Here is a 24,459-nt window from a genome sequence, read left to right as displayed (position 1 = left end):
ACATAGTGAATCTGGAAAACGCGTTTGGCCAGGTCGATGGCAATGGTTGTGGCTTCCATCTGGTTCTCCTTGACGGCGGGACTGCCGAACCAGCAATGTCGCATGATCAGAGCGCGAGACTGCGGCGCCGGACAGCCCGTTAAGGCGGGAGGCGACCATTCCATCTATTTAGCTGGCGGTTCGACATTGAACTTAGCGGAGACAGAACAGTAAGCGGTACATACGATTATGCGAGATTGCTGTGAGCGGGGCGGCTCGCACCTTGGCAAAAACAGTCAGTGTGGTGTCGGCTCTCAATTCGTCCAGCCCGGTACCTTACAGCGGCTTGATATTGGCCGCCTGCTTTCCCTTCGGTCCCTGCTTGACCTCGAAGCTGACCTTCTGATTCTCCTGCAATGACTTGAAGCCGCTGCCCTGAATCTCCGAGAAGTGGGCGAACAGGTCTTCTCCGCCGTCGTCCGGCGCGATAAAGCCGAACCCTTTCGCGTCGTTAAACCACTTTACTGTTCCGGTTGCCATATTGGTTCGACAAAAGTTAGTTAGTGTTGCATGCGGCCGACGTCGGTTGCCCCATACTCACTTTGCGCGAGTTCGTGCTCGCTTCCGGACGCCGGGCAGGCGAGCAGGCACCATTCCTTGCGACGCGTTTGGTGCCGCATCTGGCAAACTTCCGCATTCCGCGAAGTGCTGGAGCACCCTCGCCGCCGCCGACTTGCCGCGCTGCTCCAGTCTTCCGCGAAGGGCGAGCGCAAATGCCGTCAGGTCGTCGCGTCCGTGCAACGCCTGGAAGTCCAGAATGGTTTCTGCGACCGCCTCTAGCATGGTGTGCTCGTGCAGCGTGCTCGCGATATGCGAGGTGGCTCTCGCCAGTTCCATCTCGTAGACCTTCAGACGTGCTGTCTCCTCGAAGGCGCCGTTTGCTTTGGCTGGCTTCACATCGATACCCCCGGCTCTGCGGAAACACGGACTGTTAAGCAGTAGAGAATGCGCGCAGCGGCATGATTGTGAGCGCGATGCCGAGCGGCCCGCGAACATCAGAACGTATAGGCAAGGGAGAGAACTGCATGGCCCGCTTGCCATGAAGTGAAAATCAGGGAGCCCGCGGCTGCCCAGTGCAAAGCCAGTGAACGTCGAGTTGGAGGACCGTGGCTAGGCGCATGCAGGCGTTCAGCGGCGGCACAGTGATTCCCGTCCACCTCACCGCATGTACACACGTGTCAGACGTAAAAGGATTGTTCGCATGTGACGTTGCGTCCGAGCGCAAAAGCAGAAGTTTGGGTCCCTGCGAGAACCACGTTGGCTAGCGTCATATCGGGCTTTGCGGCGGACCTTACCTGACGGCAACGCGCAATGCCTAGGCGGCCTGAAGAGCGCTGGCCTGCCCCCACATTCGGGCATCTTCAATGGCTTGCAAAAGTGCATCGAGAGAAAACGGCTTCCGCAGACAGACGTCCAAAAGCCGGGTGAGTCCCCCGACTTCACTGTCACCGGTCGTGGACACGACGAAGGGCGGCCCGGCGAAAGGCGTGGTGACAATCAACCGTGCGATTGCACTTCCCTTGATTCCCGGCAGGTTCTCATCAAGAAGTACCAGCTCGAAGGCATGGCTGCCCAGCAGTGAAAGTGCAGTCGCTCCGTCTTGCGCGACAGTGGGGTGGGGACCATAGCAGTCAAGCAGGAAAGCCAGACTGTCTGCGACATCCTCACCATCCTCGACGACCGGCACATCCATCAGGGCTCTCTTTGATTTCCGAAACGATTTACGCTGTTTCGTATTATTATATTATCCTAATTATTCTACGTAACATCTTAAGCCATTTTGCCGCGCCCTACCAGTTCTGTAGCCAGACGATATCCGCCAATTGCTGCCAAGCGACTGCATGTGACGCTGGTTTGATGTCGCATATGATAATCATCATTATTTAGCCGCTCCAACAAGGCATGCATCTTCACCCCGCCAGAGGACATTCACTGGCGTCGTGTGATTCATGGGCAGCTCGCGGCTTAGCTCGGGCTAGCGCTCGACGACGTCAGACATAGTGCGCACGACGTCAGCGTTGCCGGCATCATCGCCGCAGCAGCCCAACGGCGTTTCGGGGTGGGCCATTTTCGCTTTTACCACTGCCGATTGACGGCCAACAACCAAGGGCGTCGGCACATGGAGACTTCTATCACTTTTCGCTGCTCCCGCAAAATGTTCATGCTGATGGCGAACTGAAGGAGCGAAGGTGGCCGCAGCAGGCCGTTGAATGGCCTGTTGCCGCACTCGAAGGGAGCCCGGCGAAATCTGTTCGGCGGCTAACCCAATCGAGGGGGCGTTTCAGTATCAAATGGGCCAGATGAAGACGTCGCAAAAGCAACATGAGGTCGGCTCTCGTTCGCGCAACGACGGTCCGTGCCAGACTGAGAGGGTGAGTCGCCGACGACCAGCGACATCAGGCAGGCGCTTTGTTACCATCAACTAGCCGTAATTAGCCTGCCCGCCCGGGCCGCTCTTTTGCAGGAGGTTGAGATGGACGTGCCAGTCACTGAAGAACAAATCCGAACACTTGCTTTCTATCTGTGGGAGAAGGACGGCTCTCCCGAAGGACGCTCGGACGAGTACTGGGAGAAGGCTCGACAGCAGTTGGGTGCGGACCAGCCGCCGGCAGCATCTGAGGGCGAGACAGCAGCCTGAGCGGCGCGCGCCAATGGAAATGCGGGCGCCAGAACAGGGGTCCTCACGCGCCTGTCTTGGCGATTGACCGGACACGTTCAGGTACCCCGACAGTCCGGGTGTCGCTTTATTCCTTACCAGTTCGAGTGCTTTATCCGCCAGTGAGCCAAAATCGGCGGCGCTCCGCTGCCTCCCAACGGTGCCACATCTGCTGGCGGGCACCCGGCTGTTCACTTCAGGCTGCTTCCAAGCGGTACCTGACCTTCATGGTCTGCAGAACCGGCTCGCTGATAGTCTAAAGCCAACCTTCACCGTCGTGACCCGCCAGGGCACGAACGTGAGCAGGGCCGCTGATACGGTGGTCAATAGAAGCACGTCAACGGGGCGCGCAAGCCAGCCTCGTCAAATCATCGTTATGTCGAAAGTCTGAACCGGGAATGTGGCGTCGTCGGCCTTCGCGCCTATTCAAACGACACGGCACGCACTCTTGTCTAAGACTGTGAGCGAATTGCGGGGCAGCTCGCGCCGCCGCTGAGCCTCGCCGGCGCCGTGCCCGCCATGGCCGCGATGTTCTCCCCCGAAGGAGAGGTCGATAACAGCCAGGCGATAGCTAACCGCCGCCATGGCAGGCACGCATCACGGGGATAGACACGCTACGCAACAGCGTGACCTTGCGCGACACGCGCGGCGAAATGGCCGTGATTGAAATCAGCCCAGACGTCACAGAGGTCAAAGAATTTCACTTAGGGACAGGTGAAAATCGCATATAGAAACGCAAGTCTCACGCATCCCGCCAGGGCCGCATCGAGTGGCATCCACGAGCGAATCTAAACCGAAGTTGTGCAGCCAAAACCGGACGGAGAAGCCAATTCGACCCAAAGCGTGGAGTTGCTTGCGACGGTGCTAAAAATCGACCGGAAGAAACGGGAGGCCACATTGCGCGGCCCGACTCTAACGACGGCCGCGCGACCGGCGCGTTGCGCACCATTTCGACAGATAGGAGTGTCACCGGTCAGCACCTTACTGAGGAGCGGTCCAACCCGCTCAACCGAAGTTGCGCGGGCAGCGACGAATTTCGCGCGGACCGCGATGCGCGCGTGAGGCCGGCACGAAGGTTCGGTGGCCGTTTGGCGTTGCCAACCGCAAACAATGCGACCCAAGGCACGAACTATGCGCCATCTAAGGTCATGCGGGCGGCAGACGCTTGCACGAGACATCATCTTCCCCGGGGCTAGCCATGAAAGTCATCGGTAAAACATTTTGCGCTTCAGTTCTCGCGGTCGCCCTGTCGGCCGTCGCATACGCACAAGCCGGCGGCACCGCTGGCCGGACGGCAACGCCCGGTGCCGGCGCCGGTTTGACGAAGGTCCCGAACGGCAAGGCATACGGTCCTCGGGATGTCACTGGCAGTGGCGTCGGTGAGGCACGCAGTAGCCGGTCGGCGGGACATTCGAACCGCGGCAAGGCCAATGGTCTGAATATGGGTACCCGGAGTGGCGCGAACAGCGACGTCAACGGACCACGGAACGGCCCGGGGCAAAACGGCCAGTACCAGTGACAGCGGGTTGCACGCGGCGTCACCACCGCTGCACGCTCACGTCGACGCGACATCGCCGCCTTTCGACTACGCAACTGGCGATTCGCTGCCGCGATAAATGAGCGACGGACGCGCGAAGGGCCAGCGTCGCCAGAACAGAGCAGCCGTTCTGATGGTCCAGGAGGAGCTGCGCGACACCGGGTGTTCCGACGGGCCTCGCGCGCTGCGCGCCACGCGTGAAGTCAGGAACTGGCGACTCTCGCGCCGTTCGGGCGCACCGTAACTTCACTGCGCTTCTGCCGTACCGCGTCCACAGGACGCGTGTCCCTCCAGGCGTTCTCCTTCGCTAACCCGAGCGCTTTTCCTATACTGATTGTGTCGCAATCTGGTCAGCGCGACGCGGGTTGTATATTTGGAGGACTGCATCATGAACAAGGACCAGGTCAAAGGCGTTGCTCACAAGATGAAGGGCAAGGTCAACGAGGCAATGGGCAAGGTCACGGGCAGGCCGTCGCGGGAATTGAAAGGCGACGTCGAGCAAGCCGCGGGACAAGCCAGAAAAGATGTCGGTGATGCAAAGGAAGCGGCGAAGGACCGCACGAAGCGTCACCACTAACCGCCTGCCTTTGGGGCTAGGGTGAACGCATTGACCCAGCGAAGGCTTCGTCAGGCGGCCGACTCGCGAAGTCAGCCGCCGCTCCATTTCACGAGGCAGACCTCGACGTTGACGATGCTGACGGCCAAGCTGGCCCCGGCCTGGTGGAAAGGCCTTGAAGCCGGCATGCGCCCCTGCGGCCAGTTCAGCGACGTCCCGGCCCATGTGATGCAACTGGAGTGGGGCTGGAGCAAGCCGTTCGACCACATCAGCGTTCGAAACTTGAAACTCAGAAATAACGTTGTCTCGAGGTCCGAGGAACTACGATGTAGCAAGCATTTCGAGGGGGCGATCCTGAATAGACGCGACAATGCACGGCAGGCGACCGGCCGCTCGTCGTCGGCCCATCGAGCCGATGCGCGGTCAGGAAACCATCGTCTTCTCATTGAGCCGTACTGAGTCGCGCACGGTCCAGTCAATGCGAAGTACTCTACAGCGAAGGTATGCAACACGGCCAGGTCATCTTCGACCGGCTGACGGTCGTCAATCCGTTCCGATCATCCAGTTAACCGCCGTCTTGTTCGACATCGGGCGTGGCACGGACTGTAGCGTCGACGCTGTTTCCATCCGGCGCCGCGGACTGCTCGAGGGTAGACGAGGGGACGTTCAACGGCCTTTTCCGGCTGCGATCATGGCTTTTGCGAACAAGCCCGGCACCGATCGCCGCTACGGCCGCGCTAACAGCCGAAGAATGCGTGGATCCTGGCGAACTTCAATGGCTATGCTGATTTCAATGCGAGCAGCATCTCCATGAGCGGGATTCAGAATGTAGTGGAAGGCAAAGGGCATCACTGCACTCGCCACCTTGAGAAGTGCGGAACTGGCGCGTGTGAGCCACTCGGTCCCCGCAGCCTGCGTCCACGCCAGATCGTCGCGCCAGTCAGGTGGATAGGCGGTTTCCGCCATCTCGGAGATAATAACGCCATCGTCGACCTGAACCTTGAGCAGTTGATAGGTGTCCGCGAGATCTGCGGTAGTGCCGATTTCCTGATGCACAAGTGTTTCGAGAAGGGCGCCCGCAGGGTGTTCCGCCAGGTAGACGACGGGTTGCCCGGTAAAGTGCCACCGGCCGGGTGCACGAAGGCCGCCAAGTCCCTTCAGATCGGCATAGTTGCTGATTCTCCAAAGGACCATCAGGCAAAGTATCCTTCGTCGATCTGAACCAAAGCATCCTCCACCAGACGCGCCCCTTGTTCGGTGCTCGCCATCTCAAGTGCGCTCCGGCCGGCAAAGCGCTTCTGCGGGCCTCGTAGCCAGTGCATCGCTTTTGTCGCATTTCCAAACGCCGCCGCAGCCTGCGCCAGGATGCGAGCCAGGCGGATCGCGCGGTCCGATTCTTCGGTCGAGAGACGTTCGTGCTGCTGCCGCCTGTGTGTCAGGGTGCGCCGCGGAATGATGAAGGCAAGTTCATCCGCTTTCAGCCCTTGGGCCGTCAGGCGGTCGATCACTTCGACAGCGACGCGCTCGCTCGCAAGTTCAGCGAGGTCGGTCTCGTTGCGAATGGGTGCGTCAAGCAGTTGCTCAAGTATTGCCAGCGCAGCGCGGCGCGGATTCCCGGCCCCGGTCGGTACAAAAGCTATCATGGTCATGGTGGCGCCCCCTTTTGGCAAAATGCTCAACCATTATAGGCGTTTTGCCAATGAGCCGGCGCAGCTTTTCTCAGCACTTGGGTTGTGCCCGGGCGGCTTAATTTTAATGATCCACCATTTCGCAAACCGCTTAAATGTACGGGAAGGCGAAGGCTGGACGGACAGCGATTCGCGTCCGCTGCAGCGCCATCGGCGCAGGATGCGCCAATCGGACTCTGGTACTGATGCGGCTATCCTGGAACGACGCTTCGGCGCATCACTCGTCCCTTTTATCGTCTCTAATTCACCTGCTTGGTTTGGATGGCTGCGTGCGCTGGCAAACTTGAGAGAGTATGATGTAGCACAAATGTGACACATGAGAGGTCTCTATGTCTACCACCACGCTCCGCCTTCCGCCGGAACTCCGCGACCGGATCTCTAGACTTGCTGAAGAATCGGGAACTACAGCCCACAGCTTCATGCTGGAGGCGATTGCCGAGAGGGTCACCAGCGAAGAACTGCGTCGCGAATTCCTCACTGAAGGTAACGATCGTCTCGCAGACATGCTGGAGAACGGCCTCGGGATTGAGTGGGCCGACATGCGCGACTATCTGGGCCAGCGGGCCGCAGGGCGCGATCCGGCAACACCGAAAGTCAAGCGATGGCGCGAATAGTTCTGGCGCCTGAAGTTCGCGATGATTTTGACCGGATCTTCGACTTCCTGTTTGAATACAATCCGGCGAACGCCGCAGAACACATAGACGATATCGTTCGCGCGTTAGACATCCTCCAGACGAGTCCTCAAATTGGACGGCCTGTTAGTGGTCCCGGAGCAATGCGCGAGCTGGTCATTTCGAACGGAGCGCATGGTTATCTTGCGCTGTATCGTTTTGTGGCTGAGCTGGACGTTGTGCTGGTGGCCGCCATTCGCAGCCAGAGGGAATTGCGGTATCGGCGTCCCGGCAATTGAACAACAGGGACACATTTGGCGCGGGATACAGTTAGATGTGGCTGCCTGTGTGAGGCGCCACCGAGTGAAGGGCAAATTTGCAACGTTCTCCGCACAGGTCATTCGCGATTGCGATGAGCAGGATGAGCTGACGCAGGCAGATCCGACGCCGCAACTCCGCCAAATGCCGACCGTGTATGAGGGCAGACTTGGAAAGCAAATGACGCGCCGGCTAATGGCGCATAAGAGTCGCCATGAACCATGACATTCTGAGGGCGATTATTTTAATCATGCCCGTGGTGACGTTCATTGCCGTCCTACGGGATGGGACCGACGACAGTGAAGGATGCGCCGGACGCCTGCTCCGCATTGCAACTACCGATTTCCGGCGGTTTCGGCCGGCGCAGATCAGGCTGGGTTGAGCAGATAATTGGTGTCAGCAGAAACGACTGCACTGGGAACAGCCAGCACGGCACTAACGCGCGTCTGCGACCACGTCGTCCCAACGCGCTGCAGTTCAGCGCGCCCGGAGATGTCGCGCCAGTCCCGATCACACCGATTTTGTACATGTCGAAATCGGAGCCCGTGAGGAGTGGCTGACTGATCCGAGGTTACTGAGGGGTGCCTCGGCGCCGCAGTAGCGAGCGGCGCGCCATTGTTAACAGACGGTTCCCGGGGCGACGGCTTCGTCAATTTGCCATGATTTTTTATCGAATTTAGTCTGTATAACTAAGTAGCTGGCGAAGCATAAAATCCAATTGCAGACCAGCGAAACCCCGTGAGGATCTGCTCGCATGGGTGGGCTGTCAGACTGCAGGTTGTTGCAAGCGATAGCGCTGGGCGAATTGCGGATTCACCGGGTTTGCGCTCATAAATCGTGACGGCCCGCTTGCGGCTTGTTAAATTTCGTCTTGGGGCATCGTGTGGCGAGCGGGAATCGAACCGTTGCCCGCGTGCGGCCGTGGCGAAAATCGCGGCAATCGCAAGCAAGGAGGCCGTATGCATCCGGTATTCCAGTACCCATTTCCCGTCACTGAGCGCAACCTCGCCCGCGACAAGGTGGTTAGCGCTCGCGCCGCGGTAGAGTTGATTCGCCCGGGCGACACGATTGCGACGGGCGGCTTCGTTGGCGTGGGATTTGCCGAGGAAGTGGCGATCGCGCTCGAAGAGCGCTTCTTCGAGGCGAAGGCCGCCGCTTGCCGCGATCCAGAGCCGTTGGCGAGGGCCGAACAGAAGATCGCGCGTCTGGACCTGACGCTCCTCTATGCGGCGGGCCAAGGTGACGGGCAGGCCAAAGGCCTCAATCATCTCGCGCACGAAGGGCTCGTGCGCCGCGTAATCGGCGGGCACTGGGGACTGGTGCCGAAGCTCCAGCAGCTTGTAATCGATGGCCGCATCGAGGGTTACAACCTGCCGCAAGGCGTGATCTCCCATCTGTTCCGCGATATTGCCGCGGGCAAGCCGGGCCATTTGTCGACGATCGGCCTCGACACGTTCGTCGATCCACGTCACGGTGGCGGCAAGCTGAACAGCCGCACAACTGAAGACCTCGTCAAGCTGATGCTGGTGGAAGGCGACGAATTCCTGTTCTATAAGACCTTTCCAATCAACGTCGCGATCATTCGCGGCACTACCGCCGACGTTAGCGGCAACATCACGATGGAACGCGAGGCGCTCACGCTCGAGTCGCTCGCCCTCGCGATGGCAGCGCGCAACTCGGGCGGCATCGTGATCGTGCAGGTCGAGCGGCTTGCCGATGCGAATACGCTTGATCCGCGCCAGGTGAAGGTGCCGGGCATCATGGTGGATTGCGTCGTTGTCGCACGGCCCGAGCATCACTGGCAGACCTTCGCCGAGCCGTATTCACCCGCGTTCGCGAGCGAACTGCGGGTGCCCGCAAGTTCGCTGCCGCCGATGGCGCTGAGTGAACGCAAGGTCATCGCCCGCCGTGCGGCGATGGAACTGATGGCTAATAGCGTCGTGAATCTGGGTATCGGCATGCCGGAAGGCATTGCCAGCGTCGCGAACGAAGAGGGGGCGATCGATCTGTTCACGATGACGACTGAGCCCGGCGTGATCGGCGGCATTCCAGCGGGCGGGCTCAATTTCGGCGCGGCGACCAATACACAGGCGATCGTCGATCAGCCGTATCAGTTCGACTTCTACGACGGCGGAGGGCTCGATGTGGCATTCCTCGGCCTCGCGCAGGCCGACCGCAAAGGCAATCTGAACGTCAGCAAGTTCGGGGCGAAACTCGCGGGCGCGGGCGGCTTCATCAACATCAGTCAGAGCGCGAAGCGCGTTGTGTTCGTCGGCACATTCAACGCGGGAAATCTCGACGTGTCTATCCAAGACGGGCGTTTGCGGATCAGGCGGGAAGGCGCGTGCCAGAAGTTCGTCAATGCGGTCGAGCATCGCACGTTCAGCGGCGAATATGCGGCGAAGCGGGGACAACCCGTGCTCTACGTGACCGAGCGCTGCGTGTTCGCACTCACGCCGCGCGGTCTTGAACTGACGGAGGTCGCGCCCGGCATCGACGTGCAGAACGACATCGTCGCGCAGATGGGCTTCGCGCCGGTTATCGACCGGCCGCCGCGCCTTATGGACGAGCGCATTTTCCGCACGGCTCCGATGGGCTTACGCACGCTGATGCTTTCTCTGCCGCTGGAAGAACGCTTCAATTACGACGCAGACAAGAACATGTTCTTCGTCAACTTCGAGGGCTTGCAGGTGAGATCGCAGGATCAGATCGATGCGATCCGGGACCATGTTGAGTCGCGCCTTGCGGGCATGCAGATCAAACCGCAGGCCGTCATCAACTATGACAACTTCTCTATAAACCCGGAGTTGATCGAAAGCTACTCGGCGACGGTAACCAGGCTCGTCGACCAGTTTTATGCCGGAGTAACGCGCTATACGACGAGCAGCTTTCTGCGCATGAAACTTGGGGATGCACTGGAGCAGCGTGAAGTGGCGCCGTACATCAATGAGCGGCCACAGGATCGGGCGTACTGAGTAAGCTATCCAGGGCCATATGGGTCGCACCGGGCGGTGGCGGCCCGTATTTTCCCTGACGCGAAGGGCAGGCAAAGGCTAGCCAGGTTTTGCCCGATCGCGATCGATCTCGTGGTTGCCGTCATTGACAGGCCAACCTTGCGTCCGGATGCGCGTTCGCCAGGCGATGCAGCTGTACGCCTGCGACGCCTACGGGGGCGCCCATTGGTTAACCATGATGGCACGAGGCACAAAGCCGGGGGAATTGGCTAGTCTCCGCGCAATATCGTCGCGATACCGTGCCCCCGATGCAGGAAGACCTTAATGTTCGCCTCGAACCGGAACATCATTGGGCTCTCAGTGCGGCAATCATCGCGCTCACCAGTGCGGCGTCGCGCCCTGAGCATTCGAGCTCAAGCTTCACACCGTTGGGCAATCTGGCCGACAGGCGCGCAGCTTGTGTCGCCGGTGGCGACAGATCGGCGCGATCCAGTTCAGGTGTCGGCTGCGCAACATGTATCGTCGGCGCCGCGTCGTCGATCGCGACGACCGGCACGAAGGCCGACAACCCGACAGCAGTGTTGAATCTCGCGGAGGAAGTCGACTGTTCGTGCAGCCGAACCCATTTGCGCAACTGGTTGGCGTTCACCCCAGCCTTCAGGGCGAGGCCAGACAGCGATGCGCCTGGCTGCAGGCAGGCGTCGACCAGTCGTCGCTTGTCTGCCGGGTGGAAACTGCGCTTGCCGCCGACACCAACGCGTGTCACCCGCAAGGGCAAAAAGGTCAGGTCATTCTCGGTCATGGATTGCGACCGCAAGTTTGGGTTGCGGACGCAATCGTGGACCTTCTCAAAGGCAGAAGCTAGGTGCGTGAAAACTAGCGCTTACGACAAGTCTATTGTCGAAACGGTGACACTTCTATTTTGGTCTACGGTCGCCCATGTTTGGCTACCACGACCTCGATTCCTCCATTCATCGGCCAGAGCGGCGTTTTGCCGTTTAGCACGAAGCAGGAGCCGGAATGCTGGGTGTAATCCCGGTCACGAATGGCTAACATACAACGCCGACGGGTATCGCGGCGCGTCAGTCCAGCGTGTGACGTGGCTGCTGCTCGACGTCAATCCGCACGGGCTGTGGACGCTTGAACGCGACGACAGTCCGTGGTATCGGTCGATGCAGATTTACCGGCAGCCGCAGTATCGCGAGTGGCTGCCGGCGCTGGGGCGCGTGAAGGCGGATCTTTGGCGATGACGGACCGGCGATTGGCGGCGGATTGACGCGAGGGACGGGGTTCCGCTTCGTTACTAACGCCATCGAAGAGCCTGTCAGAATTTTAGTGTGCCGAGGTCATGAGACGATAAGGGAAAAACACAAGTCAAGCCACTCCATTCATTCCATTGAGGAACTTAACGCCTGAGTGCCGTAGTTGGAACCGACACGACGCCGTCGATCACGGCGCGTTTATGAACGCGCGTTGACGGCATCAGTCTGCATGATCCGGCGGTCGGCCGGTCCACGTTGGTTGCGGTGTTATGGTTGACGAACAGTGGCACAGTCATTGAGCAGAAATCTCTCCTCTCGTGCTACGAACCGGCGCTCCCGATTAGCATCAACCACGAACTCAAGGCAGGGGTTTTCAGCGAGAGGCCGGCTGAAGAAGTAGCCCTGGAACCGCTCGCAGCCCAGCGCGGAGAGACGCTTGAGCTGGCGTTCGTTCTCGATGCCTTCGACCACCAGCGAAAGATTGAGCGTCCGGCTGAGATCGGCAATGCTCTTGACGATATGTTCGTTGACGCTACCGGGACTGACATCGGCCAGAGCGCGATCGATTTTCACTGTATCCAGCGGCAGTTCGCGCAGGTAGTGCAACGACGTATGCCCCATTCCGAAATCGTCCAGCGCAACCTTGACTCCCACCTCACGGAGCCGCTTCAAATTGTCGATCGCATTGACGTCCGGAAGGAGCATCGTGGACTCCGTAATCTCGACCTCAAGCCAGCAAGGGGGTAAGTCTTCCCGTTGCAGGATGTCGATCACCTTTCGATGAAAATCCCGATCCAGCAACTGCCGGGGCGACAGGTTCACGGCGATCACAAAGTCATCCGATAAGACATCGCGCCACACGCTTCGCTGGCGGCAGGCGAGTGACAGGATTTCCAGACCCAGGCGGTCGATCCGGTCGACATCCTCCGCAATTGTCACGATAACCGGCGGTGCCACCCGCCCTAGCAGAGGATGCTGCCAACGCAGCAGCGCTTCGGCACCGAAGACACGTCCGGTCCGAAAGTCCACTTGTGGCTGGAATTCAAGGAAGATCTGCCCCTGCGTCGTGAGCGCATCCTCGAGATCGCCTGCCAAGGCCGCGGACATCCTCCCTTCGTCGCCAGGAAGATCGAGACAACGTTTCGCCTTCAGGCTAGTCTCTGGTGACTCCGCGATGTGGAGAAGGGATGCAAGCACCTCCTGACCTTTCTTCGCTGCGAGATACTCGGTCATCCGGACGAACGGGGCATATATGGCGGCCCCTGCCGCCAGCGAGAGCAGCTGGACCAACGTTCCGGCAAACGAGCCTGTTACCGCGTAACCGCTGAAAAGCGCTGGCGTCGTCCACGCAATGCTGTAACCAGTCCGGGGCATCAGGTCCGCGATGATGGCCACATAGGCGATGAGGATCTGTACGACCGGTGCCAGCACAAACGGGATCGCATAGACCGGATTCAAAACCAGAGGCAGTCCGAACAGCAACGGCTCGTTCACGTTGAACAATGCCGGCAGCATCATGAACAGCGCAAGCTTCCGTCCGCGAACCGTGCGGCTGACCAGCAGAAGGGCCAGGATCAGACTTAGCGTCCCGCCGGAGCCGCCCATGCGCGCAAACGTGGGGAAGAAGCCTTCTGTAAAGATAAACGGCGCATGACCGCCACCCGCCACTACAGCCATGTTGGCCTGCGATGCAGGTATCAGCACGTTTAGCTGGATCGCGTAAAGCGCATTCGGCCCGTGGATGCCGAAGAGCCATAGCACCTGAGCGGCTGTCTCGTAACCGATGCTGAAAAGCAGACTATTCGAAGAGGTCGAGAACGGCGCGGCCAGCAGATTGCTCAATGTCCCACCGAAGTCGGACCAGCCCGCCGACACCAACGCGGCTTTAAGCAACGCAAACAGGAGGATGGTCAGCATCCCAGCTGGCATCACCGTAAATACGTCGCCGACGAGAAGATCGCTGCTCAGATTATTGAGCGGGATACGCAGAAAACGGATGCTGCAGAATTTCAGAAACAGACTGCCGCCGAGCGAGGCCACCAGCAGCGCCCCCAGCATTCCCTGGCCAAGTGAGAGTGATGCTTTCAGTGTGGCTTCGCTATTTCCCGTAATGAGCGTAAAGAAGCAGGACACGACGACGATAGCCGCGACTGTAGGGTTGACGTGACGATGATCAGGTCGCTGGTTATGAAGGGTTGTCAGGACGTCCGCAAAGCCATATAACGCGACGAGCGCTCCGATTCCGAAGGTCCCAGCGAGCAGGTTGTCGGCAAAGGCGTCCAGCCGGTGGCCAAAATGTGCCGCCAGGAATTGTGAAGCCCGGCAGATGGCGGATAGCGCAGAAGCAGCGCGAGCGCACCACCCATGATGAGCGGAAGGGGAAGCGCTAGCCCGCGGCGAATGGCGATGAAATATGGTGTACGGTCGATTCTCTCGACGAGCGTTAAGATACGGAGCCAGGTAGCTGGCGTTTTGCTCGTCATCGAATTCGGCCGGATCGGAGATTTCATCTATTGGATACGAGATGTTTCAAGGCGCGGTTTGCGCCGCGCGCCCACGTCGACGGTCGGCCATCACCACGAGATTGCGGCCCTCGCGCTTCGCGCGGTAAAGCGCACGGTCGGCCTGAAGCAGAAGCTCTTCCGGCGGAGTCGGATCGTCGGCCTCGGCAACTGCCATGCCGATGCTCAGTGTCACGTGGCCAAGCGGTGAATGCTCATGCTCGATCGAAGCCTGCTCCATGGCGGCGCAAAGCGCTTGCCCAATCGCGAGTGCATCATCGCTTCCGGCAATCTGCGCGAGGACCGCGAACTCCTCGCCACCATATCGCGCGACCAGGTCGTGGTCCCGCCGGACATTCGCCGTCAGTATTGCCGCGACACTGCGCAGACAGGCATCGCCGGCCGGATGCCCATAGCGGTCGTTGTAGTGCTTGAACCAGTCGACGTCGATCATCGCGAGCATCAGCAGCCCGCGGTCGCGTCCGACACGCGTGAGCCCGCTTACGAGCGCCTGGTCAAAGGCGCGCCGGTTGGCCACTCCGGTCATCTCATCGGTCATGCTGACCTTGAGCAGCCTCATGTTGAGCTGCTCAAGTTCGGAGGTACGGGTCGCCACTTTCTGTTCGAGCGCGTCCTGTGCGGCCCGGACGCGCTCGGCCATACCGGCAAAATCTCGCGCAAGCTGGCCAATCTCATCCTGCGACTGCGTGGGCAGTTCATCCGCGTTGAACGTAACGCCGGCATGGCCGACCAGCTCGGTGGCGAGCATCAGGCGCCTCAGCGGCTCGGCCATCTGTTTCTGCAGAATCGAACGCAGAATGACAATTTCGACGAGCAGCGTGAGCAGTGCCACCGTGAACACTATCGCAATGTTGGTGAGGATCGCCGGCTTCATCAGCGACTTCGGATAGCGGACGGCGAGTACCCACGGTGTTTCCGGAATGCGGCCGACGGCCACGATCTCGCCACCGCCATCGACAAGGGCCACGGCCCCAGGCGCCAGCCGCCGGCTTGCATCGAGCAGCGGCCGGTAAGCAGCCAGCCTGAGCGATGCGATGGACGCGCGGCCCTCACTGTGCGTGATGGCGTCGGCGTAGTTGCCGTCGAATATCAGCGTGCCGTCGTTGTCCGCGGCAAAGATCGTGCTGTGCGCACCCGGCAGCACCGGTCTCGCCGTTCGTTGCATAAGGCCGTCCAGCAACAGATCGACACACGCCATGATCCTGTGCTTGCCCGAAGCATCCGGCGCGTCGGGCGTGGCGATCGTCGTCATCCAGGCAGCGTTTGATGCATCCCAGTAGAGGCTCGTGAAAAATGTCTCGCTGTGCGTTTGTCCAAAGCCTCGCGAGTAGAACTCGTAAGTCTCCAGCCGTAGCGCATCAGGTCCTTCGTACTTGAAAACCTTTGCGATGTCCGCGGCCTGATAGATCGGAAATCCCTTCTCCGGCACGACGCCGTAGAAGTTGAAAAACCGCCCCTTCATTGCCGAGCCGTAGTGGTAAGACAGCACATAGGAGAGCGCGAAGCGCGCCTTCACATCGTCATTCGGGGGGACGTCAGGCGCATAGGTGGCGGACATGTTCGGGAATCGCCGTCCCTCCGGCAGTGGGCCGCCCTCGAAGAGACCTGGCCGCTGCGTATAAGACCCGTCGGGATGACGATAGAAGATGGCATCGAAATCGTGCGCCAGCGATTGTCGCGCGTCGGGAAGCGAGTCGATCCGGTGGAATTCATCGAGAAAATTCTTTTCGAGATCCTTGATCTCACGAAACGGCAGGGATTCGCGCTGCAGAGCCTGCTCTGCCGACAGTGAAAGCTGGGTACGCACAGCCTTCTCCAGCGCGGCATGGTCGACACAGTAGGAGACTGTGCCCGCGAAAACGGAAACGAAAGCGATACGCAGACCGGCAAGACGCAGCGCACGGGATGCGAGAGAATGGCGGCGTGTGGTGTGCGTGGCCGCGGGACCGACTACGCTCCCGTTGGGCGGACTGAAACGTCTCGCGACGCCGGTCAGACAGGATATCCACCGCCGCGCAACGCCCGCTACTGGTCCAAAAAAAACTCACCTGACCATCTGTGCCGTCAACCCCGCGCTCTTCGAGAAAAATGATCCGCATTCACTGATAGACAGCTGGCAAAGCACGCTCGGGGGAGCGGCGGCGCCAAGATCCGCCACGCTGCGTACACGCTTTCGCGCCTACTGCGCTGCTGCTCCCCGCATACCACCGCTCCCACTGCTCCGATGATGCAGGCTTCGCCACCACGACACTGAAACAGCGAATTTCCGCCGCATATTCGGAGTGAGCTTTAGCCATACGGCAAGTCCGATGGCGTCAATCCATGCCGTATTGCGTATCGGATGAGCTCGGCGTTATTCGCGAGACCAAGCTTGTGCATCAGCCGCATCTTGTGCGTACTGACCGTTTTAGCGCTCCGCGCATGGACCTGTGCGATTTCGTTGATGCTTCTGCCCGCCGCCAACATCTGTAACACCTGGAACTCGCGGTCGGACAAAGCTTCGTGAGGCGGCACATCGGAGTGATGAGTCTCGAATACCAGGGCGTCAACGAGCTTCGGATCGATGAAGCGTCCACCGTCGCCAAGCTTGCGGATCGCGTCGAGCAGCAAGGCCGGGTCGCTGTCTTTCGTCAGATAGCCGGTCGCGCCAGCACGCAACACGCGCGAAGCCACCTGCGCCTCGTCGTGAATGCTCAGCACCAACACTGGCAACGAAGGCTGTTCGGCATGCACGCGCCGAAGCAGATCCACGCCGCTGACACCGGGCATCGTCATGTCGAGCAGCAACAGATCTACTGCGCAATTGCGCAGTTTGCCGAGCAGGTCCGAGCCGTGGCCAGCTTCGGCCGTCACGACCATATCGCTCCCGGTCGCTATGATGTGCCTAAGCCCGCCTCTGACGATCGCGTGTTCGCCCGCAATGATTATCCTGATCACGATGCAAAGCGATCTTCGTTGCGCGGTGGCAGCCTGCCGCAGCATGAGGCGTGGGCACCCTTTAGCCGTGTGACCGCGCAAGCGGGCGGAAGTGACCGAAGCTGCCTTGCCGCTCGAGCCCACAGTGTTTGATCACGAATCGGAAACGGGCCCCCTTCGCGTTGGGCGTCGATCAGGAGGCCTGCCGGGAGCGGTTCAGCGCCAGCAACGAGTGGATGTCCATAGAATTGCGGCGTGCCCGACGTGATAGAGAGGGACAGCATCGGATGTCCCATAAGGATCTGTGTCATGGATTGCAAGTAGAACGGTAAACGGAGTCCGCCGGATAAGAGATTTAAATAAGCAATAACCAGTAAACGGCACAACGCAGATTTCCATGATGTAGGGAGACATTTAAACTTTCGTAAGGAAATCCTTGGATATGCCAGGTGCGGCCGGTTGCTGCCGCCAATGGCACGTGAACCTAGCTGCTCCATCGTTGCGCGGACTCCGTATCGATCTCGCACGCAGCGCGCGGCTGCTCTTGAGGCAGCCGCGTCAGCCTGCCGCGGCCTCTGCGCGCCCATAGGTATCCTGGAAACGCACGATGTCGTCTTCACCGAGGTAGGCGCCAGATTGCACCTCGATCAGCTCGAGCGGAATCCTGCCGGGGTTCGTCAGCCGGTGCGTCACGCCGATCGGAATGTACGTTGACTGGTTTTCGCTGAGCATGATCTGCTGGTCGCCGTTGGTGACGAGCGCGGTCCCCCGCACGACGATCCAGTGTTCCGCGCGATGGTGATGCATCTGCAGGCTCAGTTGCGCGCCGGGATTGACGACGATCCGCTTGACCTGGAAGCGGTCGCCCTCATCGATGCTTTCGTACGCGCCCCACGGGCGCGCAACCCGCCGATGCATGACCGACTCCCGACGCCCTGACGCGCTCAGCCGCTCGACGATCTTCCTGACATCCTGAACCTTGTCGCGATGTGCGACGAGGACTGCGTCGGCGGTTTCCACGATGACGATGTTGTCGACACCGATCGCGGCCACCATCCGGTGCTCGGCACGCACATACGAGTTAGACACCGCTTCGGCGAGCACATCGCCGATGAGCGCATTGCCCGCCGCATCGGCATCGGCGAGCCCCGCGAGCGCGCTCCATGATCCGACGTCGCTCCATCCGAGGTCGCCCGAGGCGATCACGGCCGCGCGCGCAGTCTTCTCCATCACCGCATAATCGATCGACACGCTCGGACTGGCTGCGAACGCCGCCTCATCGAGCCGAACGAAATCGCTGTCGAAGCGGGCGCCGGCAAGCGACAGTTCGGCCTGGCGCGCGATCTCCGGCGCATGACGGCGCAGCGCATCCAGGTACGCGGCCGCGGTGAACAGGAACATGCCGCTATTCCAGTAGTAGCCGCCATCGTCGATGAATTGCATGGCGTTCGCGCGGTCGGGCTTTTCGACGAAGGCGTCGACTACATAGGCGGCATCACCTTCAGGGAGCGGCGCGCCACGGCGGATATAGCCGAAACCGGTATGTGGTTCGGTCGGATGCATGCCGAAGGTGACGAGATGCTGCGAGAGCGCGATCGGCACGGCGGCCTGGACGGCCTGTGCAAACGCCGCTTCGTCGACGATCACGTGATCCGACGGCAGGACCAGCAGCAGCGCATCCGGTGATTCGCGCAGCGCGAGCAGCGCGGCGACTGCAATCGCGGGCGCGGTATTGCGGCTTACCGGCTCAAGCACGATCGACGACGGCTTCACGTCGGCCTGGCGCAGTTGCTCGGCAACCAGGAAGCGCTGCTCGCCATTCGTGACGACGATCGGCTCAGCGGTGCCGGTGATGTGCGCGAGCCGCAACACGGTCTGCTGAAGCAGCGTTTTCTCGCCAGTGAGCTTCAGATACTGCTTCGGATACTGGCCCCGCGACATCGGCCACAGGCGCGTGCCGTTACCCCCGCATAGCACTACCGGATGGATCTTCATGTGTAACCCCGATTCAATGAGTGTAGATTGCGCGATGTTTTACTGTGCCGGTCGCTAGAATGCCTGAGCCCGTCATCCCCTCTTATTCCGCTACGCGATGCCATCTGCCTTTCACCGTTCGACACCGCGCACGCGCGTTGCGCGGACTGCACTCAGCTTGGTGCTGGCCACGCTGCCGACGATCTCGACCGCAACCGGGCACGGCACAACGGCGTGTGGCGTGCCGATGCACGGCTTCAACCTGGTCCAGGACAAGCAGGCTCAGTTCGGTTCCGCGCAGGCGCTGACGAGCATGCGGCGGATGCGCGATACCGGCGCAAACACCGTCGCGCTCATTCCGTTCCTGTGGCAGCCGCATCCGGATTCGCGCGAGATCGGCCGGGGCGTCGATATGAGCGACGCGCAACTCGCCGACGGCATCCGTGCCGCGCACCGGCTCGGGCTGAAGGTGATCGTCAAACCCCAGGTGTGGATTCCCGGCAGTTGGGCAGGCGCGGTACGGATGAACACCGATGCAGACTGGAACGCGTGGTTCGACGGCTACGCGCGCGCGCTCAACGCGATCGCCGCCGTCGCGGCGCGCGAGCACGCGGAAGGTCTCGTCGTCGGCACCGAACTGGACGAAAGCGCTGCGCGTCCCGAATGGCGCGCCTTGATCGCGCGGATCCGCAGGGTCTTTCATGGCGAGCTCTCGTATGCCGCGCATAACGTCGACGGTGCGCAGCGGGTGACGTTCTGGCCGCTGCTCGATAGCGTTGGCGTCACGCTGTACCCGGTGCTTGGCGCCGACGATGACCCCGCGCAATGGACCCGCGTGATGCACGAGACCAGCGAGCATTTGCGCGCGCTGGCGCGCCGCACAGGCAAGCCGGTGCTCATCGCCGAGATCGGCCTGCGCTCGGCGGCGGGCGCCGCAGCGAAGCCGTGGGAGAGCGCGGAGGAGCGCGTCGCCGCGCCTGATGAAGCGCTGCAGTCCCGCGTGCTCGAACATTGGCTGGATGCGCTGGACGAGCCCGCGGTCCGCACGGTGCTCATGTGGCGCTGGATCAGCGACCCTGACGCGGGCGGCGAGAAGGACACGGATTTCACGGTGCAGCGCAAGCAGGCAGAGCGCATGCTGTCATCGCGCTGGCGACGTTGCGGCGCGGCGCCGGTTTCAGAAACGGCGCCATAAGCCGGCGGCGACGCCTTGTTCGCGCCAAGCGTTTCGGCCCGCCACGGTCGTGACCACACCCAGTTGAGCGGACCATTTCGGCGCGAAGTCCCACACCACGCTGGGCTGGATCTTGTAGTAGCTATAGCGGAAATTGAATACGCCGCGGCCCACGCCGTCGGAGATCACGCTGAACGATTGCAGCAGCAGCAGCCATTGCGCAGCCGGACGCGCGCCGAGCGTCAGGTCGACGCGGTATTCGCCGGGTGGCGAGCCGTTGCGGAAGCGATAGCCGAACTCCGCATCGACGAACGCCGGCCAGTTGCCGATCTGGAAGCTGCGGCCGTACAGGGCGCGCAAGTCGTACTCGAACCCGGTGTAGCCGACTTCCGCCGGATTGCCGGCGTCGCGGGCGCCTGGCGCACGGGCGGTCGCTTGCACCGAGAACACGTTGGCGCCGTCGCTGTAGACGCGCTTGCGCAAGCCGAGGTCGGTATAGCCGACGCCGAAATAATGATCACCGGCGCTGCCGCCGACCGACGTGCCGAGCAGCGAGGGCGCGACGAAGCCGGTCAGCGAATCGGTGATGCCGTACTCGACAGCGAACTGCGTTTCGACTTTCCGATACGCCTGATTTGAAAACGGACTGCCGTGGTCGTCGAAATAGCGGTCGTTCGACGTGGCCGTCGTATTCACGATTGCCTGACCCGTGCCGGCGGGCAGCGTCCAGGCGCCGGCCAGCGCGTGCGAGGTGGCCAGCATCAATACCGCACCGGCCGCACAGCCGCGCATCGTGGCGGCGCAGCGCACGGGCGCGTGCTCAATTCGTGCTTTGCGCGTCGCGACGTTCATAAACTCTCCAACCGTCAGTGTCATAGATAAGGCGATACCCGTTCAATCCCTGCTGGTACAGCGCGGGGAAGGTTTGAGTCAGTTGATCGTCGGCGAGCGTCGGCAGCTGGTCGGGATACGGGACGGCGACGAACCGGGAACGGATACGGCGCGTCAGCATCGCGAGCATGAACGGCTCGTCGCCTCGCACCACGAGCCCGCTTGCGCTGCCGCGCGCGGCCAATGTGGCCGGATGCGCATGCGCGTCAATCAGCACGTCGGAGCGGCCCGCGAGGTAGCGTCCGAGCGACGCGGCTCCGCCGTCCGGCGCGCCGGCGACCGTGATGCCGGTAGCCGCATCGAGCCAGCGGGCGTCCTCGCCCGTCTGCCACGTGAGCGACATACCCCAGCCGGCCCCGATCGCGGCGAGCAGCACCGCCGCCACCGTACGCCCGCGCCGCGGATGCGGCGGCCACTGGCGCACGGCGACTGCGGCGAGCGCGACGAACGGCGTGGCGATGCGGGTCAACGTCGCGGAGATGTGCGCCGAGCCCTGCATGAACGCAATGATCGCAACGGCGGCGATCGCAACCAGCGCAACGGCGCATAACGCGGCGAACGGCTTCGCGCACTCCGCCGCCATGCGCCGGTGCAACGTCAAAACGATGGCTGCCGGCATCGCGGCAGCGAGCGTCAACACGGCAATGCCGAACCCGGCCAGCGCAGGGAACAGGCCGGCGACGCCATGGCCTACGGCTTCGCTCGTACCCACAACCAGCGATACATGGCGAGCGATATCGGTCACGAAGGCGGTCGAGCTGTCCTCGAACAGCGCGTTCTCATACGTGAAGCTCAAGATCACGAACAGCAGCGGAAACAGGACCACGAGCAGCGAGTTGAACGCCGACCGGGCGAGGAGTGCCGGAGGGACGCTGAGCGTGAGAAACGGCAGCGCGGCCACGCACACGAGCGCGCCTAGCGGATCGACGAATGCGGTGAACGCGAGCGCCAGCGCGACGTTCATCAGATCGGTGACGCGGCCCGTCCGGTAGCTCGCGCAATAGGCCGAAGCCAGCCAGTAGAGCGCGACTAGCAGCAGCATCGCGCCCACGCCGCTCGTCGCCGAATGCAGGAAGAACGGGTGCAGGCAGAGCAGGGCGGCCAGCACGATCGACCACGCGCCGTACTTCGCCGCGCGGAACGCCGCGTCCCAGCGGGCCACCAGCAGCGCGCCGAACAGCGACGCGACCAGCGCCGGAGCGGGCAGCGCCGACAACGGCGACAGCGCGCGGACCGGCACCCCCAGCAGGATGTTGAGCGTGAAAGCGAGCGGCGGATAGCTGGTCGTGAAATCGCGGAACGTGCCCTTGCCACCGCTATAAAGCAGGACCTCGCCCCAGTCATGCAGCACCGGCGCGGCGACCAAGCCGTGACCGCGCAGCCACGCGTTCGCGGCGACGAGCACCGCGAACGACGCGATCGCGGTCACGCAGAAGCGCAGCGTTCGGGTCATGGCGACACCCCGGACGATGCAGCCTTCGCCTTTGCGAGCTCGATTGCGGTATGCGAAGACAGGCCGTGCTGCGTCTTCTCCCAGTAGAACGGTTTGTAGATCAGTTGCCACAGCGCCTTGTACGCGGCCACCGACATCAGCGCCCAATACACGAATACCGTCAGGCTGTACGGCACGAGATCGATCCATTTGCGCCGCAGCGGCGCGAGCATCGTCAGGTAGATGAACGCGCCGTTGCCGGCGAGCAGGTTGAACAGGCTCAGATAGCGTAGGAACGGCGGGAACAGGTCGTCGAAACCGGTCGTGTGCGAGAACGACCAGACGGCGAGCATCGCCCAATAGAACGGATTGAGCAGCGCGGACAGGACCGTGCCGCCGACGAAGAACGCAAAGCCCAGTGCGCCGCCGATGCCGGTGGTCCGAACGAGATGGATGGGCCGGCGCGTATGGACAAGGAACGTCATCATGTAGCCCTTGATCCAGCGCGAGCGCTGACGGATCCAGTTGCCGATCGCGACGTTCGCTTCTTCGAACGTGGTCGATTCGATCACGCTGACCCGGTAGCCTTTTTGCGTCATGCGGATGCCGAGATCTGCATCCTCGGTCACGTTGAACGGATCCCAGCCGTTCAGTTCGCGCAGCACGTCGAGCCGGAAATGATTCGACGTGCCGCCAAGCGGGATCGGCACGTTCAGCCGTTCGAGACCTGGCAGCAGCAGGTCGAACAACAGCGAATAATCGAGCGTGAACATCCGCGTGAGCCAGTTTTCACGCGCGTTGTAGTAGTTCAGGCGGCACTGGATGCAGGCGGTGTTCGACGGCGCGCGCTGGAACGCGGCGACCACCTTGCGCAACTGATCGGGCTCGGGCTTGTCTTCCGCGTCGTAAATCACGAGGTAATCGCCGCGCGCATAGCGCAGCGCATAGTTGCATGCCTTCGGTTTCGTCTGGGGCTGCGACGGCGGAACCCGGATGATTTCGAAGATCCCTTCGAGGCCCAGAGTCTTCGCCGCGTCGATAGTCGGCGCGTCGTCGGCCTCAAGCACGAGCTTGATGTCGAGCTTCGCGCGCGGATAGTCGAGGTTGCGCAGCGCGTGCGCGAGAATCGGCAGCACTTCGGGCTCGCGGTACATCGGCACGAGCACCGTGAACACCGGCAGGTCCTCGTCGGGCAACGCGCGGGCGGCTTGCGCGAGGCTGTCGTCGTCGCTGGTCGGCGATTGCTCGCTGGACCAGACCAGCACGGCCTTGAAGATGAAATTGCTCAGATACCACAAGCCGATCAGCGTATTCGCTGCGATCAGCGTGGCGGCCGGCGCGAACACGAGCCCGAGCGCGACCATGGTCACGAGCGCCTGGATGAAGATCAGTTGCGGCGCCGTGACGATCCGCCGGGCCGACATGATCGGGTCGCGTTCGTGAAGGCTGTGCACAGCATCGTGCGACTGACTCGTCTCGAACACCCGCTGGGTCGTCCAGATGATGTCGAACTTCGACGTGACGACGATCTCGACGGCGCTGCCCCATTTGTCGCGGATAAACCCGGTCGTCGTCGGGCTGGGATCGGCCGTCGCGATGACGAGCCGGCCGCCCGCCCGCCGGCGCCAGGGGATTAGGAGACGCCCGGTATAGAGTGCGGTGTCAGCCGGTTCGAGCAGGTCGGCGTCCGGCGGCTCGGCCGAGAAATCGACGAACGGCAGACCGACGTGCGCGGCGAGCGTCCGGTACAGGTCGAGCGACTTCATCCAGCCCATCGCGACGACCACCTCGCCGAACCGCACCTTCCAGCGCCGCGCGAGATGCAGTCCCTCTTCGCGCTGCGTCGGTGTGATCAGTCCTTTCTCGACAAGCAGCGCGCCGATGCGCGGCACATGGATCGGCGCGCCGTCGGATTGCGTTGCGCTCATC

The 24,459-nt window shown here is 61.6% G+C and carries 23 protein-coding genes; 10 read left to right on the top strand and 13 right to left on the bottom strand.

The annotated features are described in order from the left end of the window. Positions 1-315: 315 nt before the first annotated feature. The 3 genes from C0Z16_RS33425 to C0Z16_RS33415 all read right to left on the bottom strand — a co-directional run bounded on the left by C0Z16_RS33425 (position 316) and on the right by C0Z16_RS33415 (position 1,732). Positions 316-519, bottom strand: a complete 204-nt coding sequence (locus C0Z16_RS33425) for a cold-shock protein (protein ID WP_102636283.1) — start codon at positions 517-519, stop codon at positions 316-318. 57 nt (positions 520-576) lie between these two features. Then, positions 577-936, bottom strand: coding sequence for a hypothetical protein (locus tag C0Z16_RS33420; RefSeq protein WP_102636282.1), 360 nt, complete (start codon positions 934-936; stop codon positions 577-579). Positions 937-1,354: 418 nt separating this feature from the next. Next, on the bottom strand, positions 1,355-1,732 hold the full coding sequence (locus C0Z16_RS33415) for a response regulator (RefSeq protein WP_102636281.1): 378 nt from the start codon (positions 1,730-1,732) through the stop codon (positions 1,355-1,357). 780 nt (positions 1,733-2,512) lie between these two features. Here C0Z16_RS33415 and C0Z16_RS33410 point away from each other — a divergent pair. The 3 genes from C0Z16_RS33410 (at position 2,513) to C0Z16_RS33395 (ending at position 5,247) form a co-directional block, all read left to right on the top strand. Beyond that, on the top strand, positions 2,513-2,677 hold the full coding sequence (locus tag C0Z16_RS33410) for a DUF2934 domain-containing protein (RefSeq protein WP_102636280.1): 165 nt from the start codon (positions 2,513-2,515) through the stop codon (positions 2,675-2,677). A 1,943-nt stretch (positions 2,678-4,620) separates the two neighbouring features. Further along, complete coding sequence (locus C0Z16_RS33400) at positions 4,621-4,809, top strand: CsbD family protein (protein ID WP_102636278.1); 189 nt, start codon at positions 4,621-4,623, stop codon at positions 4,807-4,809. A 114-nt stretch (positions 4,810-4,923) separates the two neighbouring features. Continuing rightward, positions 4,924-5,247: a hypothetical protein gene (locus C0Z16_RS33395; protein WP_102636277.1), complete on the top strand. Its 324-nt coding sequence runs from the start codon at positions 4,924-4,926 to the stop codon at positions 5,245-5,247. Positions 5,248-5,514: 267 nt separating this feature from the next. Here the strand turns inward: C0Z16_RS33395 and C0Z16_RS33390 are convergent, their stop codons facing one another. Beyond that, entirely contained in the window at positions 5,515-5,985 is a 471-nt protein-coding gene (locus C0Z16_RS33390; protein WP_102636276.1) for an RES family NAD+ phosphorylase, read from the bottom strand. Next, positions 5,982-6,437, bottom strand: coding sequence for a type II RES/Xre toxin-antitoxin system antitoxin (parS, locus tag C0Z16_RS33385; RefSeq protein WP_102636275.1), 456 nt, complete (start codon positions 6,435-6,437; stop codon positions 5,982-5,984). The genes C0Z16_RS33390 and parS overlap by 4 nt, the downstream gene beginning before the upstream one ends. A 22-nt stretch (positions 6,438-6,459) precedes the next feature. Here parS and C0Z16_RS37600 point away from each other — a divergent pair, with 22 nt between their 5' ends. From C0Z16_RS37600 to C0Z16_RS33365, 5 genes are all read left to right on the top strand, one after another. Next, positions 6,460-6,789: a hypothetical protein gene (locus C0Z16_RS37600; protein WP_146014392.1), complete on the top strand. Its 330-nt coding sequence runs from the start codon at positions 6,460-6,462 to the stop codon at positions 6,787-6,789. A 16-nt stretch (positions 6,790-6,805) separates the two neighbouring features. Further along, complete coding sequence (locus C0Z16_RS33380) at positions 6,806-7,090, top strand: CopG family ribbon-helix-helix protein (protein ID WP_102636274.1); 285 nt, start codon at positions 6,806-6,808, stop codon at positions 7,088-7,090. Then, on the top strand, positions 7,078-7,386 hold the full coding sequence (locus tag C0Z16_RS33375; RefSeq protein ID WP_102636273.1) for a type II toxin-antitoxin system RelE/ParE family toxin: 309 nt from the start codon (positions 7,078-7,080) through the stop codon (positions 7,384-7,386). Before C0Z16_RS33380 ends, C0Z16_RS33375 begins: the two co-directional genes overlap by 13 nt. Positions 7,387-7,619: 233 nt before the next feature. After that, positions 7,620-7,787 carry a hypothetical protein gene (locus C0Z16_RS37950; protein WP_158244564.1) on the top strand — a complete coding sequence of 56 codons (168 nt, stop codon included), beginning with the start codon at positions 7,620-7,622 and terminating at the stop codon, positions 7,785-7,787. A 577-nt stretch (positions 7,788-8,364) separates the two neighbouring features. Then, positions 8,365-10,380: an acyl CoA:acetate/3-ketoacid CoA transferase gene (locus C0Z16_RS33365; protein WP_102636271.1), complete on the top strand. Its 2,016-nt coding sequence runs from the start codon at positions 8,365-8,367 to the stop codon at positions 10,378-10,380. 325 nt (positions 10,381-10,705) lie between these two features. Here the strand turns inward: C0Z16_RS33365 and tnpA are convergent, their stop codons facing one another. Beyond that, positions 10,706-11,161: an IS66-like element accessory protein TnpA gene (gene tnpA / locus C0Z16_RS33360; protein ID WP_102636270.1), complete on the bottom strand. Its 456-nt coding sequence runs from the start codon at positions 11,159-11,161 to the stop codon at positions 10,706-10,708. 292 nt (positions 11,162-11,453) lie between these two features. On the opposite strand from tnpA, the gene C0Z16_RS37945 reads away from it, so the two are divergent. Continuing rightward, complete coding sequence (locus tag C0Z16_RS37945) at positions 11,454-11,609, top strand: hypothetical protein (RefSeq protein WP_158244563.1); 156 nt, start codon at positions 11,454-11,456, stop codon at positions 11,607-11,609. 279 nt (positions 11,610-11,888) lie between these two features. Here C0Z16_RS37945 and C0Z16_RS33355 read toward each other — a convergent pair whose 3' ends face one another. The 4 genes from C0Z16_RS33355 to C0Z16_RS33340 all read right to left on the bottom strand — a co-directional run bounded on the left by C0Z16_RS33355 (position 11,889) and on the right by C0Z16_RS33340 (position 19,054). Continuing rightward, entirely contained in the window at positions 11,889-13,883 is a 1,995-nt protein-coding gene (locus tag C0Z16_RS33355) for an EAL domain-containing protein (protein ID WP_244201451.1), read from the bottom strand. Between the two features lie 267 nt (positions 13,884-14,150). Then, on the bottom strand, positions 14,151-15,950 hold the full coding sequence (locus C0Z16_RS33350) for a sensor domain-containing diguanylate cyclase (RefSeq protein WP_208638661.1): 1,800 nt from the start codon (positions 15,948-15,950) through the stop codon (positions 14,151-14,153). A gap of 482 nt (positions 15,951-16,432) precedes the next feature. Then, positions 16,433-17,080, bottom strand: a complete 648-nt coding sequence (locus C0Z16_RS33345) for a response regulator (protein WP_102636285.1) — start codon at positions 17,078-17,080, stop codon at positions 16,433-16,435. A gap of 537 nt (positions 17,081-17,617) precedes the next feature. Beyond that, positions 17,618-19,054 carry a mannose-1-phosphate guanylyltransferase/mannose-6-phosphate isomerase gene (locus C0Z16_RS33340; RefSeq protein ID WP_102636268.1) on the bottom strand — a complete coding sequence of 479 codons (1,437 nt, stop codon included), beginning with the start codon at positions 19,052-19,054 and terminating at the stop codon, positions 17,618-17,620. A gap of 160 nt (positions 19,055-19,214) precedes the next feature. Here C0Z16_RS33340 and C0Z16_RS33335 point away from each other — a divergent pair, with 160 nt between their 5' ends. After that, a complete protein-coding gene (locus C0Z16_RS33335; protein WP_407070721.1) occupies positions 19,215-20,228 on the top strand; it encodes a glycoside hydrolase family 113 in 1,014 nt (337 codons plus the stop codon). Here the strand turns inward: C0Z16_RS33335 and C0Z16_RS33330 are convergent. From C0Z16_RS33330 to C0Z16_RS33320, 3 genes are read right to left on the bottom strand one after another with little or no spacing between them, the layout of a single operon-like run. Continuing rightward, positions 20,211-21,059: a transporter family protein gene (locus tag C0Z16_RS33330; RefSeq protein ID WP_102636266.1), complete on the bottom strand. Its 849-nt coding sequence runs from the start codon at positions 21,057-21,059 to the stop codon at positions 20,211-20,213. The genes C0Z16_RS33335 and C0Z16_RS33330 overlap by 18 nt on opposite strands. Beyond that, on the bottom strand, positions 21,028-22,551 hold the full coding sequence (locus tag C0Z16_RS33325) for a hypothetical protein (RefSeq protein ID WP_102636265.1): 1,524 nt from the start codon (positions 22,549-22,551) through the stop codon (positions 21,028-21,030). The genes C0Z16_RS33330 and C0Z16_RS33325 overlap by 32 nt, the downstream gene beginning before the upstream one ends. Next, a complete protein-coding gene (locus C0Z16_RS33320) occupies positions 22,548-24,458 on the bottom strand; it encodes a glycosyltransferase family 2 protein (RefSeq protein WP_102636264.1) in 1,911 nt (636 codons plus the stop codon). Before C0Z16_RS33320 ends, C0Z16_RS33325 begins: the two co-directional genes overlap by 4 nt. Position 24,459 lies beyond the last annotated feature (1 nt).

Source organism: Paraburkholderia rhynchosiae (assembly GCF_002879865.1).
In the GTDB taxonomy this organism is placed as follows: Bacteria; Pseudomonadota; Gammaproteobacteria; order Burkholderiales; family Burkholderiaceae; genus Paraburkholderia; species Paraburkholderia rhynchosiae.
This window is presented reverse-complemented; position numbering and strand designations above follow the sequence as displayed.

Coding starts and splice junctions, on each gene's coding strand:
- C0Z16_RS33425 (WP_102636283.1), bottom strand. CDS start 519: ATGGCAACCGGAACAGTAAAGTGGTTTAACGACGCGAAAGGGTTCGGC.
- C0Z16_RS33415 (WP_102636281.1), bottom strand. CDS start 1,732: ATGGATGTGCCGGTCGTCGAGGATGGTGAGGATGTCGCAGACAGTCTG.
- C0Z16_RS33410 (WP_102636280.1), top strand. CDS start 2,513: ATGGACGTGCCAGTCACTGAAGAACAAATCCGAACACTTGCTTTCTAT.
- C0Z16_RS33400 (WP_102636278.1), top strand. CDS start 4,621: ATGAACAAGGACCAGGTCAAAGGCGTTGCTCACAAGATGAAGGGCAAG.
- C0Z16_RS33395 (WP_102636277.1), top strand. CDS start 4,924: ATGCTGACGGCCAAGCTGGCCCCGGCCTGGTGGAAAGGCCTTGAAGCC.
- parS (WP_102636275.1), bottom strand. CDS start 6,437: ATGACCATGATAGCTTTTGTACCGACCGGGGCCGGGAATCCGCGCCGC.
- C0Z16_RS37600 (WP_146014392.1), top strand. CDS start 6,460: ATGCTCAACCATTATAGGCGTTTTGCCAATGAGCCGGCGCAGCTTTTC.
- C0Z16_RS33380 (WP_102636274.1), top strand. CDS start 6,806: ATGTCTACCACCACGCTCCGCCTTCCGCCGGAACTCCGCGACCGGATC.
- C0Z16_RS33375 (WP_102636273.1), top strand. CDS start 7,078: ATGGCGCGAATAGTTCTGGCGCCTGAAGTTCGCGATGATTTTGACCGG.
- C0Z16_RS37950 (WP_158244564.1), top strand. CDS start 7,620: ATGAACCATGACATTCTGAGGGCGATTATTTTAATCATGCCCGTGGTG.
- C0Z16_RS33365 (WP_102636271.1), top strand. CDS start 8,365: ATGCATCCGGTATTCCAGTACCCATTTCCCGTCACTGAGCGCAACCTC.
- tnpA (WP_102636270.1), bottom strand. CDS start 11,161: ATGACCGAGAATGACCTGACCTTTTTGCCCTTGCGGGTGACACGCGTT.
- C0Z16_RS33340 (WP_102636268.1), bottom strand. CDS start 19,054: ATGAAGATCCATCCGGTAGTGCTATGCGGGGGTAACGGCACGCGCCTG.
- C0Z16_RS33330 (WP_102636266.1), bottom strand. CDS start 21,059: ATGAACGTCGCGACGCGCAAAGCACGAATTGAGCACGCGCCCGTGCGC.
- C0Z16_RS33325 (WP_102636265.1), bottom strand. CDS start 22,551: ATGACCCGAACGCTGCGCTTCTGCGTGACCGCGATCGCGTCGTTCGCG.
- C0Z16_RS33320 (WP_102636264.1), bottom strand. CDS start 24,458: ATGAGCGCAACGCAATCCGACGGCGCGCCGATCCATGTGCCGCGCATC.